General features: G+C 71.3%; 11 protein-coding genes. 8 read left to right on the forward strand and 3 right to left on the reverse strand.

Features of this window, described 5'->3' with window-relative positions:
- Window positions 1–18 precede the first annotated feature (18 nt).
- Window positions 19–2,985 carry an nSTAND1 domain-containing NTPase gene (locus tag WME95_RS19265; RefSeq protein WP_437909811.1) on the forward strand — a complete coding sequence of 989 codons (2,967 nt, stop codon included), beginning with the start codon at window positions 19–21 and terminating at the stop codon, window positions 2,983–2,985.
- A gap of 171 nt (window positions 2,986–3,156) precedes the next feature.
- Here WME95_RS19265 and WME95_RS19270 read toward each other — a convergent pair whose 3' ends face one another.
- Entirely contained in the window at window positions 3,157–4,281 is a 1,125-nt protein-coding gene (locus tag WME95_RS19270) for a WD40/YVTN/BNR-like repeat-containing protein (RefSeq protein ID WP_437909812.1), read from the reverse strand.
- A 312-nt stretch (window positions 4,282–4,593) separates the two neighbouring features.
- On the opposite strand from WME95_RS19270, the gene WME95_RS19275 reads away from it, so the two are divergent.
- A complete protein-coding gene (locus WME95_RS19275; RefSeq protein WP_437909813.1) occupies window positions 4,594–7,440 on the forward strand; it encodes an nSTAND1 domain-containing NTPase in 2,847 nt (948 codons plus the stop codon).
- Between the two features lie 41 nt (window positions 7,441–7,481).
- Here the strand turns inward: WME95_RS19275 and pheT are convergent, their stop codons facing one another.
- Window positions 7,482–9,917: a phenylalanine--tRNA ligase subunit beta gene (pheT, locus tag WME95_RS19280; protein ID WP_437909814.1), complete on the reverse strand. Its 2,436-nt coding sequence runs from the start codon at window positions 9,915–9,917 to the stop codon at window positions 7,482–7,484.
- 33 nt (window positions 9,918–9,950) lie between these two features.
- Window positions 9,951–11,000, reverse strand: coding sequence for a phenylalanine--tRNA ligase subunit alpha (gene pheS / locus WME95_RS19285; protein ID WP_272098834.1), 1,050 nt, complete (start codon window positions 10,998–11,000; stop codon window positions 9,951–9,953).
- A gap of 667 nt (window positions 11,001–11,667) precedes the next feature.
- Between pheS and WME95_RS19290 the strand changes: the two genes are divergently transcribed.
- The 6 genes from WME95_RS19290 to WME95_RS19315 all read left to right on the forward strand — a co-directional run bounded on the left by WME95_RS19290 (window position 11,668) and on the right by WME95_RS19315 (window position 17,814).
- Window positions 11,668–12,330, forward strand: coding sequence for a hypothetical protein (locus WME95_RS19290; protein WP_437909815.1), 663 nt, complete (start codon window positions 11,668–11,670; stop codon window positions 12,328–12,330).
- A gap of 221 nt (window positions 12,331–12,551) precedes the next feature.
- The gene (locus WME95_RS19295) at window positions 12,552–14,153 is read left to right on the forward strand and encodes a protein kinase domain-containing protein (RefSeq protein WP_437909816.1); all 1,602 of its coding nucleotides are present in this window, start codon (window positions 12,552–12,554) and stop codon (window positions 14,151–14,153) included.
- A gap of 28 nt (window positions 14,154–14,181) precedes the next feature.
- Window positions 14,182–15,006, forward strand: coding sequence for a hypothetical protein (locus tag WME95_RS19300; RefSeq protein ID WP_437909817.1), 825 nt, complete (start codon window positions 14,182–14,184; stop codon window positions 15,004–15,006).
- A gap of 282 nt (window positions 15,007–15,288) precedes the next feature.
- The gene (locus WME95_RS19305) at window positions 15,289–16,194 is read left to right on the forward strand and encodes a ParA family protein (protein ID WP_437909818.1); all 906 of its coding nucleotides are present in this window, start codon (window positions 15,289–15,291) and stop codon (window positions 16,192–16,194) included.
- Complete coding sequence (locus WME95_RS19310) at window positions 16,191–16,943, forward strand: hypothetical protein (protein ID WP_437909819.1); 753 nt, start codon at window positions 16,191–16,193, stop codon at window positions 16,941–16,943. Before WME95_RS19305 ends, WME95_RS19310 begins: the two co-directional genes overlap by 4 nt.
- Window positions 16,933–17,814 (forward strand): hypothetical protein, encoded by an 882-nt coding sequence (locus WME95_RS19315; protein ID WP_437909820.1) that lies wholly within the window; start codon window positions 16,933–16,935, stop codon window positions 17,812–17,814. The genes WME95_RS19310 and WME95_RS19315 overlap by 11 nt, the downstream gene beginning before the upstream one ends.
- Window positions 17,815–17,839: the final 25 nt, after the last annotated feature.

Below are 17,839 nucleotides of genomic sequence, written 5' to 3' on the forward strand. Positions count from 1 at the left end.
CCTGAAGGGCGCTCTGGCATGAGCACCGAGAGCCTCGTGGACGTCGCCTGCGCCGGCGCGGCGCTCGCGGGCAGAGCGCTCCCGCGGGCTGTGCTCGCCGTCTCCGGGGCGACGGTCAGCGTCGTGCCGGCCGGCGTTCATGGGGCGAGGCGCGACGCGGTGAGCGACGCGAGCGCTCCGCCGTCCTCGTCGATTCCCCGGACCGATCCGCCCCGAGCCGGCACCCGCATCGGCCACTACGAGCTCCTGCGCGAGCTCGGCCGGGGTGGCATGGGCACCGTCTTCCTTGCGCGCGACATCCGGCTCGCTCGCCTCGTCGCGATCAAGCTCCTCACAAGGCTCAGCAGGAGCGGACTACAGCGCTTCCTGATCGAGGCGCAGGCCACCGCGCGCTGCAAGCACGAGCACATCGTGACGATCCATGAGGTGAACGAGCACGATGGATACCCGTACATGGTGCTCGAGTACATCGAGGGGCAGAGCCTCCGCGCCTGGATGAGGCAGCGCAGGCCCGCGGACGCCGGCGAGGAGGTGTCGACGGCGCCGGTGCCGCCCGGCCTGGCCGTCGACATGATGGTCCCTGTCGTGCGCGCGCTCTCGCGAGCGCACGCGTCCGGCATCATCCACCGTGACCTCAAGCCCGAGAACATCATGCTGGAGGCGTCGGGGGCGATCAAGGTGGTCGATTTCGGCATCGCGGAGCTGCGCGAGGACGAGGCGAGCCTCGCGCTCGCGGTCGAGCGCGAGGCCGCCGAGCACAAGAATACGCGCCTCACCGGCGAAGGCGCGCTCATCGGAACGATGCCTTATATGTCCCCCGAGCAGTGGAGGGGAACGGACATCGACCAAGCCAGCGATATCTGGGCGGTCGGCATCATGCTCCACGAGCTCGTGATCGGCGCGCACCCGCTCGCGCCCGTCAACCAGGGGACGCTCCTCGGCGTGGCGGTCCTCGACGAGCCCATGCCCCAGGTCAGCGCGCGCCACCCGGAGCTCGGCGCGCTCGGCGCGATCATCGATCGCTGCCTCTGCAAGCGGAAATCCGAGCGGTTCGCCTCCGCGCAGGAGCTCTTGACCGAGCTCTTGCCGCTGCTGCCTGGGCGCCGGGAGATCCTCCTCGGCGCCGACGAGAGCCCGTTCGCGGGGCTCTCGTCGTTCCAGGAGGCCGACGCCGACCGCTTCTTCGGCCGCGCGCAGGACCTCGCGGGCGTGGTTGCGCGGCTCCGGAACCAGCCGCTGCTCGCGATCGCCGGGGCGTCGGGTGTGGGGAAGTCATCGCTCGTGCGGGCGGGGGTGATCCCTGCGCTCAAGCGCTCCGGCGAGGGCTGGGAAGCGCTCGTCGTGCGGCCCGGGCGTGAGCCGATGGCAGCGCTCGCGGATCTGTCCAGCCATGCCGCCGCGATGCTGGGCGCAGCTCCGCCGACGCCCGTCCCGGAGGGCGGCGCGGCGGGCTCGGCCCTGGCCCCGCGGCTGCGCGCCGAGCCCGGCCTCCTGGGCGCGTGGCTGCGCGCGTGGTCGGACCGAGCGAAGCGGCGCCTCGTGCTGTTCATCGATCAGTTCGAGGAGCTCTTCACGCTCGGCGCCCCGGCCGGCGAGCGCGAGGCGTTCCTCGCGTGCCTCGCGGGGGTCGCCGACGACGCCTCCTCGCGGCTCCGGGTGGTCCTCGCGGTCCGAGCCGACTTCCTGGAGCGGATGGCCGAACACGAGCAGTTCATGGCGGCGATGATCCGGGGCCTCGTGTTCCTGCGGCCGATGGGCCGCGAGGGGCTGCGTGAGGCCTTGATGAGGCCGATCGAGGCGGCGCGGCACGAGATCGAGGACACGGCGATGATCGAGGGCTTCCTCGACGCGCTGGCGACGACGCGCGGCGCGCTGCCGCTCTTGCAGTTCACGGCGGCCAGGCTGTGGGAGATGCGCGATCGGGAGCGCCGGATGCTCACCATCGCGAGCTACGAGGCGCTCGGAGGCGTGGCGGGCGCGCTGGCGAGCCACGCCGACACGGTGCTGGCCGGGATGAGCGAGCGCCGGGCGAAGCTCGCGCGGGCCGTCCTGGAGCGCCTTGTGACGCCGGAGCGGACACGGGCGGTGGCCAGCCTGGGTGAGCTCTGCGAGCTGCCCGGGGAGCGGGGCGAGATCGAGCGGGTGGTGGAGCTGCTCGCCGACGCGCGGCTCCTCGCGATCGAGACGGGGAGCGATCGCGCGGGCAGCACGGTGGAGATCGTGCACGAGTCGCTCATCGAGCGGTGGCCGACGCTGCGGCGCTGGCTGGACGAGAACCAGGAAGACGCCGCGTTCCTGGACCGGCTGCGCGCGGCGGCGAGGCTCTGGGACGCGAGCGGCCGCGCCGCGGACACGCTCTGGCGGGGCAAGGTCGCCGAGGAGGCGCGCGGCTTTCGGGAGCGCTACCGGGGCGCGCTGCCGGAGCGGGAGAGGCTCTATCTGGACGAGGTGCTCCGGTTCGCCGATCAGCAGCAACGCGGGAGGCGGCGCCTCGCGTCCGGGATCATCGCGGCGCTGTCGCTGCTGGCCTTCGCGGCGGGGAGCGGATACGTGAAGGTGACCCGCCAGTACCAGGTGATCATGGAGCAGTTCGACGAGATCCGGACCGCGGAGATCACGTTGAAGGAGGCGCTCGCGCGCGAGGAGACGGCCCGGAGCGTGGCGGAGCGGGCGCGACAGGAGAGCGAGGCGGCGCGGCAGGACAGCGAGGCGCAGCGGCGGCGGGCCGAGCGGCTCCAGCGCGACGCCGAGGAGGCCCGGGACAGGGCGGAGGCCGAGGCCGAGAGGGCCCGCGTCGCGGCCAACCAGGCGCGGATGGCGCGGGATGAGACGCAGAAGGCCGAGGCCGAGGCGCGGAAGGCCGAGGTCAAGGCCACCGCGGAGGAGCAGAAGGCCAGGGCCGTCGAGGCGGAGCTGCGGAGCAAGAGCGAGCTGGAGCTGCTCGTCGAGCGCGCCGTGGGGAAGATCGACGCGACGTTGAAGTAGCGGGGGCTCCATGGGAAGCGCGCCGCGGGGAGGAGCGCGCTGGTCGCCGCGTCAGGTCACGGATGCGGCTTCCGCTTGCCCAGGCGCGCGCGGAGCCCGATGCGGCGGCGCACCTCGTCGAGGCGCCGCGCGTGGCCCGGGCGCTTCTGCTGAACGGGAGGTGCGCTGTTGCTACCACGGTGACACGGATACGCTCTCGGAGATGGCTACGCCGTTGTCGCCGACGATATGGAATTTCAGGGGGTCGCCCCATATGGCATTGAGCGAAGCGTCCGCTGGAAGGCGGTGACTCCAGCCGAGGCTGCCGTAACGCAAGAGCATGCCATCGTCTCCGACGACGTAGACGATATGTTGGCTGAGGTCCCACCTGGTTCCCCATACGAAGTTCAACGTTCTCTGTGCTGTCGGCGCCGATGTCATGGCCGTCCAGTCGGCGCCGTCGAAGTGCAGGATGGTGCCGCCCTCGCCGACGACGAATACGTCCTGCGGCCCGCTTCCCCATACGGAGTTCAATGATCTCGGCGGAATCGACCCGTGTTTCACGGCTTCCCAGCGCTCGCCCTCGAAGCGCAGGATGGTGCCGTTTTCGCCGACTGCGAACATGTCTTGCGGCCCGCTTCCCCACACGGCGTTCAACGACGCTTGCGAGGCCGACTCGTGGGTCGCGGCCTTCCATTGTCCGTCTTTGAAGCGCAGGATGGTGCCCTTGTCGCCGACGGCGATCACGTCATCCGGCCCGCTTCCCCACACGAAGTTCAATGTGATTCGTGGGATCGACTCGTGCTCCACGATTCTCCAGCGTTCGCCGTCGAAATGCAGGATGGCGCCTTCTTCGCCCACCGCGAACACGTCTTTGGGCCCGCTCCCCCACACGGCGTTCAGCGGATTCCGTGGGATCGGGTCGAGCGGCATGACTTTCCAGCTGCTGCCGTTGTAGTGAAGGATCGTGCCCTCCTTGCCAACGGCGAATATGTTGTTCGGTCCGCTCCCCCACACGCTCTGCAGGTCCTCCTTCAAGCAGGAATTGCCGTCCGGTGTGATCGGGACGTCGCAGCGCTCGCCCGTGGCTTGTGCGAAGCACGTCGGGTTGCCTTCGCGGTCGGGGTCGCACACATAGCCGGTCGGGCAGAAGCTCGCGCCGCACGCGGATCCGGTGTCGAAGCACGCGCCGAGGGGGGCCGTCAGCGCGATGAGGGACGCCAGCGCAGCCGCATGGCAAAGCGCTCTGCCGCCGTGCCGGCGACCCGCGGCGTCCCCGTTCCGCTCGACGCCCCATCTCCGGGTGAATCCGCGCATCCTCTGCTCGCTCCTCAGCTCGTCCAACCAACCCACCGTTCGCCCAGGTCGCCGCGGAGCGCCGGGCGCCCGCGGCGCGAGCGTACGGCGGGGCACCTCCTCTTGGGAAGGCCCCGCGCCGGGTCTCAACGGGCCCACAGCATCGCAGCGTCGAGCAAGGCAGCGGGGAGGATCTCGATCTTCACTCCGCACGAGGAGGTCGCGGTGCAGGGGGCCCTGAGCCGCCGCGCGCAAAGGCTGTGCTGGTGAACTCGGACACGGCTATGCTTCCAGGCCGGTGCGGCACCCCATGATGACGAGAAGCGTCCTGCGATGAGCGGCAGTTCGCCGGAGGACGCGGGCTACGCAAACACGGCGATCGCCGGCGCAGCGCCCCCCACCCCCGCGCTGCGGGCCGGGGCCGACCGCTTGGTCACGGGCGCCCGCGAGGCGCAGCGCGACGAGGAGCCCGAGACGCTCGACCCGCCGCCCTCGTTGCTGGCGCAGGCCAGGCCGGCGCCTGCGGCCGGCACCCGCATCGGCCATTACGAGCTGCTGCGCGAGCTCGGCCGGGGCGGCATGGGCGTTGTCTTCCTGGCCCGCGACACCCGCCTCGCTCGCCTCGTCGCCATCAAGCTCCTCAACATGCTGAGCAGCGCCGGGGTCCAGCGCTTCCTTGTCGAAGCGCAGGCCACCGCGCGCTGCAAGCACGAGCACATCGTGACGATCCACGAGGTGAACGAGCACGACGGATTCCCGTACATGGTGCTCGAGTACATCGAGGGGCAGAGCCTGCGCGCCTGGATGAATCGGCGCAGGCCCGTGGACGCGGGGGAGGAGGTGTCGACGGCGCCGGTGCCGCCCGGCCTGGCGGTCGACATGGTGGTCCCCGTCGTGCGCGCGCTCGCGAGCGCGCACGCGTCCGGCATCGTCCACCGCGACCTCAAGCCGGAGAACATCATGCTGGAGGCATCCGGGGCGATCAAGGTGGTCGATTTCGGCATCGCCAAGCTGCGCGAGGACGAGGCGGTCCTCTCGGCCGGTCGCGCCGTCGCCGGGGACACGGGCTTGACCCGCGACGGCGGGATCATCGGCACGCTGGCGTATATGTCCCCCGAGCAGTGGAGAGGAATCGACATCGATCCGTCGAGCGATGTCTGGGCCGTCGGCATCATTCTGCACGAGCTCGTGATGGGCGCGCACCCGCTGGCGCCGTGCGGCAAGATGGATCTCCTCGCCGTGCCGATCCTCGACGAGCCGATGCCCACCGTCGGCGCGCGCCATCCGGAGGCCGGCGCGCTCGGCGCGATCATCGATCGCTGCCTCTGCAAGCGGAAGGCCGACCGGTTCGCCTCCGCGCAGGAGCTCTTGACCGAGCTCTTGCCGCTGCTGCCTGGGCGCCGGGAGATCCTCCTCGGCAGCGACGAGAGCCCGTTCGCCGGCCTGTCGTCGTTCCAGGAGGCCGACGCCGACCGCTTCTTCGGCCGCGCGCAGGACCTCGCGGGCGCGGTGGCGCGCCTCCGGAGCCAGCCGCTGCTCACGATTGCCGGCGCCTCGGGCGTGGGGAAGTCGTCGCTCGTGAGGGCAGGGGTGATCCCGGCGCTCAAGCGCTCTGGCGAGGGCTGGGAGGCGCTCGTCGTGCGGCCCGGGCGCGAGCCGATGGCGGTGATGGCGGACCTGTTCGACCACCCCGCCGTGACCCTCAACACCGACGTGAAGGCGCTCTCCCCGCAGGGCGGCGCGGCGATGCGCGGGGCCCTTGTCGAGCGGCTGCGCGCCGAGCCCGGCCTGCTCGGCGCCGCGCTGCGCGGGGGGGCGGGCCGCGCGAAGCGGCGCCTCGTGCTGTTCATCGATCAGTTCGAGGAGCTCTTCACGCTCGGCGCCCCGGCCGGTGAGCGCGCGGCGTTCCTCGCGTGCCTCGAGGGGATCGCCGACGATGCTTCCTCACCGCTCCGCGTCGTCCTGTCGGTCCGGTCGGATTTCCTCGAGCGGATGGCCGAGCACGAGCAGTTCATGGCGGCGATGATCCGCGGCCTCGTGTTCCTCCGCCCCATGGGGCGCGAGGGGCTGCGCGAGGCCTTGATGAGGCCGATCGAGGCGGCGCGGCACGAGATCGAGGACACGGCGATGATCGAGGGCATCCTCGACGCGCTGGCGACGACGCGCGGCGCGCTGCCGCTCCTGCAGTTCACCGCGGCCCGGCTGTGGGAGATGCGCGATCGGGAGCGCCGGATGCTCACCATCGCGAGCTACGAGGCGCTCGGGGGCGTGGCGGGCGCGCTGGCGAGCCACGCCGACACGGTGCTGGCCGGGATGAGCGAGCGCCGGGCGAAGCTCGCGCGGGCCGTCCTGGAGCGCCTTGTGACGCCGGAGCGGACACGGGCGGTGGCCAGCCTGGGCGAGCTCTGCGAGCTGCCCGGGGAGCGGGGCGAGATCGAGCGGGTGGTGGAGCTGCTCGCCGACGCGCGGCTCCTCGCGATCGAGACGGGGAGCGATCGCGCGGGCAGCACGGTGGAGATCGTGCACGAGTCGCTCATCGAGCGGTGGCCGACGCTGCGGCGCTGGCTGGACGAGAACCAGGAAGACGCCGCGTTCCTGGACCGGCTGCGCGCGGCGGCGAGGCTCTGGGACGCGAGCGGCCGCGCCGCGGACACGCTCTGGCGGGGCAAGGTCGCCGAGGAGGCGCGCGGCTTTCGCGAGCGCTACCGGGGCGCGCTGCCGGAGCGGGAGAGGCTCTATCTGGAGGAGGTGCTCCGGTTCGCCGACCAGCTGCAGCGCGGGAGGCGGCGCCTCGTGTCCGGGATCATCGCGGCGCTGTCGCTGCTGGTGGTCGCGGCGGGGGCGGGGATCGTGAAGCTGACCCGCCAGAACACGGTGATCACGGAGCAGCTCGAGGAGATCCGGAGGACGGAGGACACGCTCAAGAAGGCGCTGGCGAGCGAGGAGGCGCAGCGGAGCGCGGCGGAGCGGGCGCAGCAGGAGAGCGAGGCGCAGAGGAGGCGGGCCGAGCGCATGCAGCGCGAGGCGGAGGAGGCCCGCGAGCGCGCGGAGGCCGAGGCCGGGCGGGCCCGCGTGGCGGCGGGCGAGGCGATGACGGCGCGGGACACGGCGCAGCGGCCCGAGGCCGACGCGCGCCACGCCCAGGTCAAGGCCACCCAGCAGGAGCAGAAGGCGAGGTAAGCGGCCGAGGCGGCGCTGCGGAGCAAGCGCGCCGCCGGCCCTCAGCGCTGCTGCGCCCCGAACCGCGCCTTCGCCGCGTCCACCGCGGCCTTCGTCCACTTGTCGACCTCGTCGTCCGTCAACGTCCGCTCGGCCGACCGGAACCACAGCGCGAACCCCAGCGAGTGTGTCCCCGCCGGCAGCTCCTCGCCGCGGTACCGATCGAACATCTCGACCTTCTCGCAGCGCTCCCCCGCGGTGGTCCGCAGCACCTCGAGCACCTCTCCCGCCGGCACGTCGAGCGGCAAGAGCAGCGCCACGTCGTGCCGCATCGCCGGGAACCGGCTCGGCTTCGCGGCCACCGGCGCCTTGTACGCCGCCGCCACCGCCGCGAGATCCAGCTCCGCCACGACGGCCCCGCTCGTGATCTCCAGCGCCTCGCGCACGTCCGGGTGCAGCTCCGCCACGTACCCGACCTCGCGGCCGTCGAGCAGGACGCGGGCGCCCTTCTTCGGGTGCGCCCACGGCGGCGCCTCGCCCGAGAGGTCGAACGCCGGCGTCACGCTGCCCGCGAGCTCCGCGATCACCGCCTCGACCGCGCCCTTGCCGTCGTAGAAATCGACGTCCTCGGGCCGCGTCAGGTAGCTGTCGCGCGGCCCCGCGAGGAAGATCGTGAGCCGCGTCGGCTCGTTCACCGGCGGCCGCTCGACCCGCGCCAGCTGGCCCGCGCCGCCCGCCTCGCCCTGCCACGGCAGGAACACCTGGCTCACCTCGAACAGCCGCACCCGCGGCACGTTGTACCGCTGCGAGCGCTGCACCACCGTGAGCAACCCAGGGACCAGCGACGGCCGCATCACCGACTTCTCCTCGGAGAGCGGGTTGAGCAGCCGCAGGAGCGACCCGTCGTCGTAGCGCGCCGCCTTCAGCTCCTGGGGCGAAAGGAACGAGTACGTCACCGCCTCGTGCAGCCCGATCCCCGTGCAGATCTGCCGCACCCTGCGCCGCAGCCGGTAATCGCCGCGGGCGCCCGCCGGCGCGGCCCCGACGCGCGGCAGCCGGCTCGGGATCTGGTCGTAGCCGGCGATGCGCGCGACCTCCTCGATGAGGTCGATCTCCTCCGCGATGTCGGGCCGGTGCTCCGGCACCTCGACGAGGAGCCGGTCCGCCTTCTGCTCCAGCACCGAGAGCCCCAGCGTCTCCAGGATCTCCCGCGCCCGCGCCGGCGCCTCGGCCCCGATGATCCGCTGGTACCGCGGGAGCCGCAGCGTCAGGCGGCGCGGCGCGCGCGGCGCCACGTACGCGTCGATCGGCTCGCCCGCCGCCTCGCCGCCGGCGAGCTCGCAGATGAGCGCGCTACCGCGGTCGCGCGACAGGGGGACCCCCGAGAGGTCCACCTCCCGCTCGAAGCGGTGCGACGCCTCGGTGTGGAAGCCGTACCGGCGCGCCGACCTGCGGATCCCGCGCGGCTCGAAGTACGCCGACTCCAGGAACACCCGCCGCGTCGTCGCGGTGACGCCGCTGTCCGCGCCGCCGATGACGCCCGCCAGGGCCACCACGCGGTCCGCGTCGGCGATGACCAGATCGTCCTCGTCCAGGGACAGCTTCTGCCCGTCGAGCGCGACGAACGCCTCGCCCGCCTTGGCCCTCCGGATCTCGATCGGGAGCCGCAGCGTGTCGAGATCGAAGGCGTGGAGCGGCTGCCCCCGCTCGAGCATCACCAGGTTGGTCGCGTCGACGATGTTGGTGATCGGCCGGACGCCGAGGCGGCCGAGCCGCACCCGCGCCCAGAGCGGCGACGGGCCCACGCCGACGCCCTCGATCACCTGCCCGTCATACCGGGGGCAGCGGTCCCCGTCGCGCACCTCCACGGCCGCGGGCGCTCCGGCGCCGTTCGCTCGAGCCGCGGCGACGGCGGGCGGGTGGAACGGTAGGCCGAGCACCGCGGCCACGTCCCGCGCCACGCCCAGGTGCCCCAGCGCGTCGGGCCGGTTCGGGGTGACGCTCAGCTCGATGATCCAGTCCTCGAGGCGAGGCTCCCAGTCGAGCAGCGATTGCCCCGGACGCCCGCCCTCCACGGTCAGGAGACCCTCGTGGCTCGACCCGAGCCCGAGCTCGTCCTCGGCGCAGAGCATGCCGGGCGACGTGAAGCCGGCGACCGCCTTCTCGGTCAGCGTCACGAGCGCGCCGGTGCGGTCGAGCACCTGCGCCCCCACGGGCGCATAACAGACGAGCGCCGGAGCCGCCGGGATGACCGGCGCGCCGCACGCGACCTCTACCTCTCGATCACCCGCGTCCACGCGGACCACCGTCAGGCCCTTCTTGCCCGCCGGGTGCGGCCGCGTCGCGACGACGCTCGCGAGGACCACCGAGCGCAGCGCGGCGCCGACGTGCGTCACGCGGTCGACCTCGAGCCCGCCGCGGCCGAGCGCCGAGGTCACCGCGTCGACGCCGGGATCGGCGCCGAGGATCTCTTGAAGCCACTTGTAGGATATCAACATGGGGAATCGGGCCTGCGGGCGAGGGGCAGTGGCCTAGAGGCTTCCGAGGAAGCGGACGTCGTTCTCGTAGAAGGCGCGGATATCGTCGACGGCGAACTTCATGTTGGCCGTGCGATCCACGCCGATGCCGAACGCCAGCCCCGTGTATTCCTCCGGGTCGATCCCGACGTTCCGGAGCACCGTCGGGTGGACCATGCCGCACCCGAGCACCTCCAGCCAGCCCGTCCCCTTGCACTGCGGGCAGGCGCGGTTCTCGCCGAAGCAGACGAGGCAGGACACGTCGAGCTCCGCGCTGGGCTCGGTGAAGGGGAAGTAGCTCGGCCGGAAGCGCGTCCTCGTGGCCTCGCCGAACATCCGGCGGCTGTAGACCTCGAGCAGGCCCTTCAGATCGGCGAGCGACACGTCGCGGTCGACCACGAGCCCCTCGATCTGCACGAACATGGGGCTGTGGCTCGCGTCGTCGTCGCGGCGGTACACGACCCCGGGCGCGACGATCATCACCGGCGGAGGGTGGGAGAGCATCTCGCGCACCTGGACCGGGCTCGTGTGCGTCCGGAGGAGCACGTTCTGGCCAGGATCGCCGGCCATGTAGAACGTGTCGTGCATGTCCATGGCGGGGTGATCCGCCGGGAACCCGAGGAGATCGAAGTTGTAGCGCGCGAGCTCGATCTGCGGCCCTTCGGCCACGTCGAACCCGAGCCCGACGAAGATATCGACGATCTCGTCGAGGGTCCGCATGATCGGGTGCGACCGCCCGGGCGCGCGCCAGCGGCCGGGCAGGGTGATATCGAGGGGCGGCGCGGAGAGCTCGCGATCGCGCGCAGCGCGCTTGATCCTCGCCGTCGCCTCCTCGCGGGCGCGCTCCACGCGGCCCTTGACGGCGTTGAGGCGCTGGCCGAGCGCCTTGCGCTCCTCGGGCGCCGCGCCGGGCAGCTGCTTCATCAGCGCATTGAGCGACCCGCGGCGCCCGAGCAGGCTGGCATACAGGCGGTTCAGCTCATCGAGATCGCCGGCAGCGGCGAACTGGACGTCCACCGTGCGATCGACCTCGTCGATGAGGCGGCCGAGTTCGGGACCACTCATTGCCGCCCCCTTACCGCGAAGGCCATGGCAACGCAAGACGTTGACCTCCCGCGCCGCCCCCCCAAGTGCTCGCGCCAGGCAGCGCGCGGCCCGCACGCGTGAGCCGGAGGCTCGACGACCACCACCGCGGCGGGCATGCCTCGCCGCTCCCGCTGCGCGGCTCCGCCTGCGCGCGGCGCGCGCAACAGCTCAACTTCGTCTGGCTCATGGCCGCGCACCGCGAGCGCGAAGATCGGGTGTTCGGCGTGGTCGACGGGTCGTGGTTGCGGCGCCGGGTCAGAGTTGAATACAGTGGCCGCGTGACCCCCATCGCCAGGAGGCTTTCTTGCTCCGCTGTGCCCGATCCCGCTCGCTCGCTGTAGGTCGCGCTCCCCTCTCGGCCGCGTTCCCTGCGCTCCTCGCCGCCGCAGCGGCCTGCGGCCCTGCCACGCCGGCAGAGGTGCCGCCCACGCCATCCGCAGTTCCCGCAAGTCCCGCCCCTGCGCTGCCCGCGCCGGCGACGCCCGTTATCGACACGGCGCTCGGCGGCCGGCTCTTCGACAAGTTTTATGGGAAAGAGCCCCCGTTCTCGGCCTTTGTCCCCGATAGCTCGAAGACCAAAGGGGCCCTGGATGGTCAAGGCGGTCCCTCGGGCAATGGGACGCTCAGGCTCGGATCCGGGGAGGCGATGAGCAACGACGCCGGCCATGATTATCGTCTCAAGAATCTCTTCGGCTGGGATCTCAAGGGGCGCGAGGGCATCTATGGACCAGGCGCGATGGCGAAGGGGTACGCCGTCTCGCGGAGCCTCCTCGGGGGCCGCGAGACGCAAGAGGATCTCGTCCTTCTGCTCACGAAGGGGGATCGCGAGATCCCCGCGTACGGCGACGTGCTCACGCCCCCTCAGATCGAGGCCGTGGCCGCGTTCGTGATAGGCGTCCGTGACGGCGCGCTCCCGCATCCTGACCAGATCTTCACGATCAAGCCGCCGGCTCAGGGACATTACGCGCTCCTCCCAGGCGGCGACGCCGCCCGCGGGAAGGCGCACATCAAGGAGCGCTGTTCGTCGTGCCATGGGGACGATGGGACGAAGGTGCTCTTCGACGATGGCGCCTACTCTCTCGGCTCCCACGCGCGGCAGAAGGCGTACGAGGACTGGCACAAGATCCTGAACGGGCAGCCGGGCTCGCCCATGGGCCGTCAGGTCCGCGGGAGCACAGGCAAGGAGATGGCGCAGGAGCTCCTCGATATCCTGGCGGCCCTCTGCGATCGCGGGGCGTTCCCTCCAGGAAAGGCGACAGCGAAGGACGTCGAGACCGGCGACGGGCGCTGCGGCTCCTATCTGAAGTAACCGGCGCGGGCCGCCAGCCCGATCCATGTCAACCGTGAGTTGACACTGTGGACACACGCAGTTGCTTCTCCATCGGTCCCACCTCGGCAGGGGCGGTCAGACACCCATCTGCCGCGTCGAGCGCCCTCACCGCTGCCCGGCGTCATTGGCCGCCTGACGCGAGCGCGGCGCGCAGGTTACCGTCCGGCAACGCTGCCGAGATGTTGTAGAACAGAGCCACCATGGCACCTGCCCAGGAGCGCGAGCGGCGGACCCTCGATCGGTACACGCTCCATGGCGTGATCGCCTCCGGGGGGATGGCGTCCGTCCATTTCGGGCGGCTCGTGGGTGCCCATGGCTTTGCCCGCACGGTCGCGATCAAGCGCCTGCACCCGCAGTTCGCCAGGGACCCCGAGTTCTCGTCGATGCTCCTCGACGAGGCGCGGCTCGCGGTGCGCATCCGCCACCCGAACGTCGTCACCACGCTCGACAGCGTGCAGGCCGACGACGAGCTCTTCGTGGTCATGGAGTACATCGCGGGGGAGTCGCTCTCGAGCCTGCTGCGCGAGGCCGGCCGGCGAGGGGCCCAGGTCCCGCAGCCGATCGGCTCGGCCATCATCGCCGGCGCCCTCGCGGGCCTGCACGCGGCGCACGAGGCGACCGACGAGGAGGGCGCCGCGCTCGAGATCGTCCACCGCGACGTCTCGCCGCAGAACATCCTCGTCGGCGAGGACGGCATCCCGCGCGTGCTCGATTTCGGGATCGCGCGGGCGGCGGTGCGGAGCCAGGTGAGCCGCGTCGGGCAGCTCAAGGGCAAGCTCAGCTACATGGCGCCCGAGCAGCTGCGCGGAGCCCCGCTGAGCCGCCGCGCCGACATCTACGCCGCTTCCGTGGTCCTCTGGGAGGTGCTCACCGGACGGCGGCTGTTCACGGGGGAGTGCGACGCGGAGATCTTCGGGCGGATCCTCGAGGGCGTCGTCCAGCCGCCGAGCGTCTACGGCGACGTGCCGAAGGCGCTCGACGAGGTGGTGCTCCGCGGCCTCGACAGGGATCCCTCCCGGCGTTACGCGACCGCGCTGGAGATGGCGGCCGCGCTGGAGGAGGCGCTGCCGCCGGCGAGCCCGCGGGCGGTCGGGGCGTGGGTCGAGGCGACGGCGGGGACGCTCCTCGAGGCGCGGGCGAAGAGCCTCGCCGCGATCGAGACGTCGCAGCGGAGCGCGGCCCCAGCGCTGCCGCCGCCGAGATCTGCCGCCGTGGACGACGCGCCGCCGCGGGACCTCGAGGCGCGCCTCGCGCAGCCGTCGGGCGGCCGCGGGCGCGCGATGCGGACCTCGGTGACGGTTCCGACGATGACGAGGACGGTCGAGGACATGGCGCGGCCCGTGGCGTCGGCGCTCGCGACGCCGGTCGCCGCGGCGGCGCCGCCGCGGCTGGCGAGCGCGCAGCTCGTCCGCGCCTCCACGCTCGCGCTCGGGGCCAGCGCGCTCGTGCTCGCCGTGGCCCTCGGCAGGAGCTGTAGCGTGCGTCCAGAGCCCGATGCGTCGCAGGCCGAGCGCGCCGGAGCCGGCGAGCCGCCTCCGCTGGCCGTCGCCCCGGCGCCGGGGGTTGCGGCGCTCGCCTCGAGCGCGGCCGCTCCGGCGGCGTCCGAGGCCGCGCCTGCGGCCGCTGCGAGCGCCGCTGCGGCGCCTGCGAGCACCGCGGGGGCGCCGGAACCGGTCGCGCCCGCCACCGCGCAGGAGCGCGCCGCGGCCCCCGCGCGCACCGCGCGGCCGCGATCCCGCTGCGTGCCTCCGTACTACGTCGATGCCAGCGGCATCCGGCGGATCAAGCGTGAGTGCCTGTGAACGGTGGAAGCGTGTAGCCTACGCCGCGATGAAACGAGGCCTCCTCGCCGCCCTGGGCGCGGCCGTCACGCTCGTCGCCAGCTCGCGCGCCCGTGCTCAGGGCGTGGGTGAGACGTGCGCGGCCTCGTACGAGCAAGCGCAGCAGCTCGTTCGCGACCGGGCGCTGCTGCGCGCGCGGGCCGAGCTTCGCGTCTGCGTGAGCTCGTGCCCGGCGACGCTCGCCCGCGATTGCCAGAGCTGGAGCGAGCAGGTCGAACGCGACGTGCCCAGCGTCGCGCTGTCGGCCACGTCCGCGGACGGCCGCGCACCGGGCCGGGTCAGGGTGCTCCTCGACGGCGCGCCGCTGGTCGACGCGCTCCCGAAGGATCCGATCGAGCTCGATCCCGGGCGCCATACGCTCACCTTCGAGGACGCGGCGGGGACGCGCGTCGTCACCGTGGTCACGGTGGCGCAGGGCGACAAGGCGCTGCCGATCGCGGTGCGCTTCCCTGCGTCGGCGCCGTCGCGCCCTGCGTTCGGCGCCGATGCGCCGCCCGTGCGGCAGCGCTGGCCGCTCGTGCTCGCCGGCGCCGGCGTGGTTGGGCTCGGTGTGGGCGCGTTCCTCGGCATCAAGGGGCACCTCGACCGGAGCGAGCTCCGCAGCAGGTGCGCGCCCGGGTGTCGGGCGGACGAGGTAGACGCGATCGACACCGTCTGGAAGGTCGGTGCCATCAGCGCTGGAGCGGGGCTCGTCGCTGCGGGGCTGGGCACGGTGCTGTACTTCCAGCTCGATCCGATCGTCCCCGCGACGCCGGCCGCGGGCTCCGCCCTGCTTCCGGACGGCGCAGCGCTCTCGCTGCGCGGCTCGTTCTGAGCGCCGGCGCGAGGCCCGTCTGCCTTCGCGCCGGACGCCGGGACGCTTCCGAGCCGCCGATACGGCGTCGCTGGGGCGGAGCGAACGGCGGAAAGGTGAACAATCTTCATAGGTTCACGGGATGCGCGTGGCTGGATCGTCTCCCGGTGTGGCCCAACGTGGACCCGCACAGGTGAGCTCTGCGTGAGAGGCGTGCGGTCTCGGCCGCTCCGCTTCCGGACGTACTCCTGGTTTCCGCTGAAACTTCCGAGCGGTACGGCTGTGGCGTATGCTCCCACCGGCATGCCGGATCGGCCGAAACAGAGCGTCCTCGCGGTGCAGAACATCAAGGGAGGGGTCGGCAAGACGACGATCGCCGTCAACCTGGCCGCGCTCCTCGCCGAAAGGCACCACAAACGCGTCCTTCTGATCGACGCCGACCCGCAGTGCAACGCCAGCCTGTACCTGCTCAGCGATCAGCGCTTCGAGGCGAGGACGCGCGAGGACAAGGAGCGCCGGGAAGGCAACCTCCACGATCTGTTTCACGGCGATGTGCGGTACTTCGACGTGGTGAGCGGGAAGCCGCACGGCCCGCTGCGAAAGGTGAGCGACTACCAGGAGCTCGTGCGGACGTGCGCTGGCGGGGGGTCGCTCACGCTCGTGTGCGGGAGCGCGAGGCTATTCGAGGTGCAGGAGATCGCAGCGGAGATCGTCGTGTCGCGAATCAAGAGATGGCTGCCCAGGACCGGCGATGCGTACGACCACGTCATCATCGACTGCCCGCCGAGCATCAGCAGCGTCAGCCTGGCGGCGCTCAAGGCGGCGGACAAGATCCTGGTCCCGATGACGGCAGATCAGTTCTCTCTCCACGGGCTCCCGCTCCTCATGAAAGCGCTCAAGGAGTACAAGAAGGTTCTGGACATCAAGGCGAAGGTCGCCGGGGTCGTGCTCAGCATGTTCCCGCCGTCGAGCGACGCCGCTCAACGAGCCAAGGCAGAGCAATACCTGAAGGGAATCAGCGATCTGTGCGCGGCGCAGAAGCCTGCGGTTCGCTGCCTCTCCGCGGTGATCTCCAGGAATGAAGCTTATCGTGACTCGTTCGAGCGGAACGAGCCGCTGCCGTTCTCTGGCGATCCGGGCCACGTACGGCTCGTCGACGAGCTTGAAGCCGTCGCGCAGGAGGTGGGTCTTCTTGGAGGTGCGCCGTGACGAGTCGCGAGCGTACGGGCAGTGACGGAGTACGGGCGGCGCGAGCGCTGCTGAGCTTGGTCGAAGAGCACTCTGCGGAGGACTTCCAGGCCGCGGAGGCGATCCTCGCCGGGCAGAAGGAGCTGGCGCAGGTCCTCCAGCTGCTCCGGGACTTCAAGCGGCAGCAACGTCCCGAGGATCAGGAGCCTGTGTCGATCGAAAGGTTGCGCGAGATCGTCAGGAAAGAAGTCATCGAGCTTGCCAGCGCCCATGCCGAGATCGAGCCGATGATCCGTGCCTCGTTCCATCGACTTATTGTCACACTACCGAATTCAACTATCGAAGACACCGTCGAACAAGCCCTGCTTTATCTGGATAACAGATATTCCGCTACTGCTGAAAAGGTGTTTAGGTTCGTAGATCTGCTCCGTATCGCGTCGTTTAACGCGGGACCTCCTCATCGTGAAAGGATCGAGTCCCTTCTTCGCAGGCTCGCGATTTCGGCAATAGCGGAGAACGTGATCGTGCTGCCGACGCTGCACTCTATCGCGCAGCTCCGAACCATCTGGGCGCCAAGTCTGCTGCCCTACAAGGCTCAGGAGGCGCGCCAGCACCTCGCGGAGAGGCTTGTTGAGGACGCTGAGCGGCTTGCGTCCGACAAAATCGATGACATCACGACCCGCTTGCTGGCGGAAGGACTGCGCGGCCCTGCCGACCGGGCCATCTCGGAGACACGCAGAAGGAACGTGAAGAAGGCCCATGGCGAGTAGGCGACAGCGCCGCGACTCACCCCGCGAGAGGCTGCTCACGGAGGTCGGCCGACAGGTCGAGCGCCGGCTCGGAGCCTCCGGCTCGGAGCTCGCCGCCTCCCAGCAGACCCTCGCCTACCTGAACTGGCTCGCGTGGCACTGCAGCGGCTTTGCGACGGTCCCGGCGTTCCTGAACGCGGCGCGAGCGGACATTGTCGCCATCTTGCATGCAGGCGTGCTCGGGGTGGAGCGCACCGCTTATGTTCACGCCCGGAGCCTCCTGGAGAACCTCGTCCGGCACTGCTACTTCGACTCGCGCCCCTCGCTGTTCGTCTCGCGTTCCGTCCTCCCCGAGGAGGATGTGAGAGACGTTTGGGCCGACTTGCTCAAGGAGATCCAGCGCCTTCCACACTTCCAGCCCGCGCTCGGCGACGCCGCCGAAAGCGCCTTCCTGTTCTCCGAGATCGAGCACGCCTACCAGCAGTCGAGCCGTTTCGTACACGGCTCCACCGCGCGTTACCGGAACCTCTACTGGAACATCCGCTCGATCGACCTGGATGCGGAGCGCGCCCGGGACCTCGACGCCGCCCTCCGGCGTCTCGGCGAGGCCTGCCTGCTCCTCCTGGCGCTGTATCACCTCGGACCATACTTGCTCGTGTCGCAGCCCATCCGGCGCTTCATGTTGCGTGACGCCATGGACGCCGGCGGGCGCACCCGATTTCTGCGATGCATGGAGTCCGTCCCCGTGACCTGGGCGCAGCACCAACGCTCTGCGGCGCTCCGCACCTGGCGGGAGCGGAAGCGCAAACCTTTCCCGACGAGAGACGGCTTGCTGCTCAACCGGAAGGGGCTCGCTCTGGTGGTGAACCCCAGAACATCAACCAGGTCGTAGGCTTCCGCCCGCGGCTCCCGATGCC

The sequence above is a fragment of the Sorangium sp. So ce327 genome (assembly GCF_051530205.1).
Lineage (GTDB): Bacteria > Myxococcota_A > Polyangia > Polyangiales > Polyangiaceae > Sorangium > Sorangium cellulosum_B.

Excerpts from the sequence above, each read along its gene's own strand:
- WME95_RS19265 (WP_437909811.1), top strand. The coding sequence starts at position 19 with ATGAGCACCGAGAGCCTCGTGGACGTCGCCTGCGCCGGCGCGGCGCTC.
- WME95_RS19270 (WP_437909812.1), bottom strand. The coding sequence starts at position 4,281 with ATGCGCGGATTCACCCGGAGATGGGGCGTCGAGCGGAACGGGGACGCC.
- WME95_RS19275 (WP_437909813.1), top strand. The coding sequence starts at position 4,594 with ATGAGCGGCAGTTCGCCGGAGGACGCGGGCTACGCAAACACGGCGATC.
- pheT (WP_437909814.1), bottom strand. The coding sequence starts at position 9,917 with ATGTTGATATCCTACAAGTGGCTTCAAGAGATCCTCGGCGCCGATCCC.
- pheS (WP_272098834.1), bottom strand. The coding sequence starts at position 11,000 with ATGAGTGGTCCCGAACTCGGCCGCCTCATCGACGAGGTCGATCGCACG.
- WME95_RS19290 (WP_437909815.1), top strand. The coding sequence starts at position 11,668 with ATGAGCAACGACGCCGGCCATGATTATCGTCTCAAGAATCTCTTCGGC.
- WME95_RS19295 (WP_437909816.1), top strand. The coding sequence starts at position 12,552 with ATGGCACCTGCCCAGGAGCGCGAGCGGCGGACCCTCGATCGGTACACG.
- WME95_RS19300 (WP_437909817.1), top strand. The coding sequence starts at position 14,182 with ATGAAACGAGGCCTCCTCGCCGCCCTGGGCGCGGCCGTCACGCTCGTC.
- WME95_RS19305 (WP_437909818.1), top strand. The coding sequence starts at position 15,289 with ATGCCGGATCGGCCGAAACAGAGCGTCCTCGCGGTGCAGAACATCAAG.
- WME95_RS19315 (WP_437909820.1), top strand. The coding sequence starts at position 16,933 with ATGGCGAGTAGGCGACAGCGCCGCGACTCACCCCGCGAGAGGCTGCTC.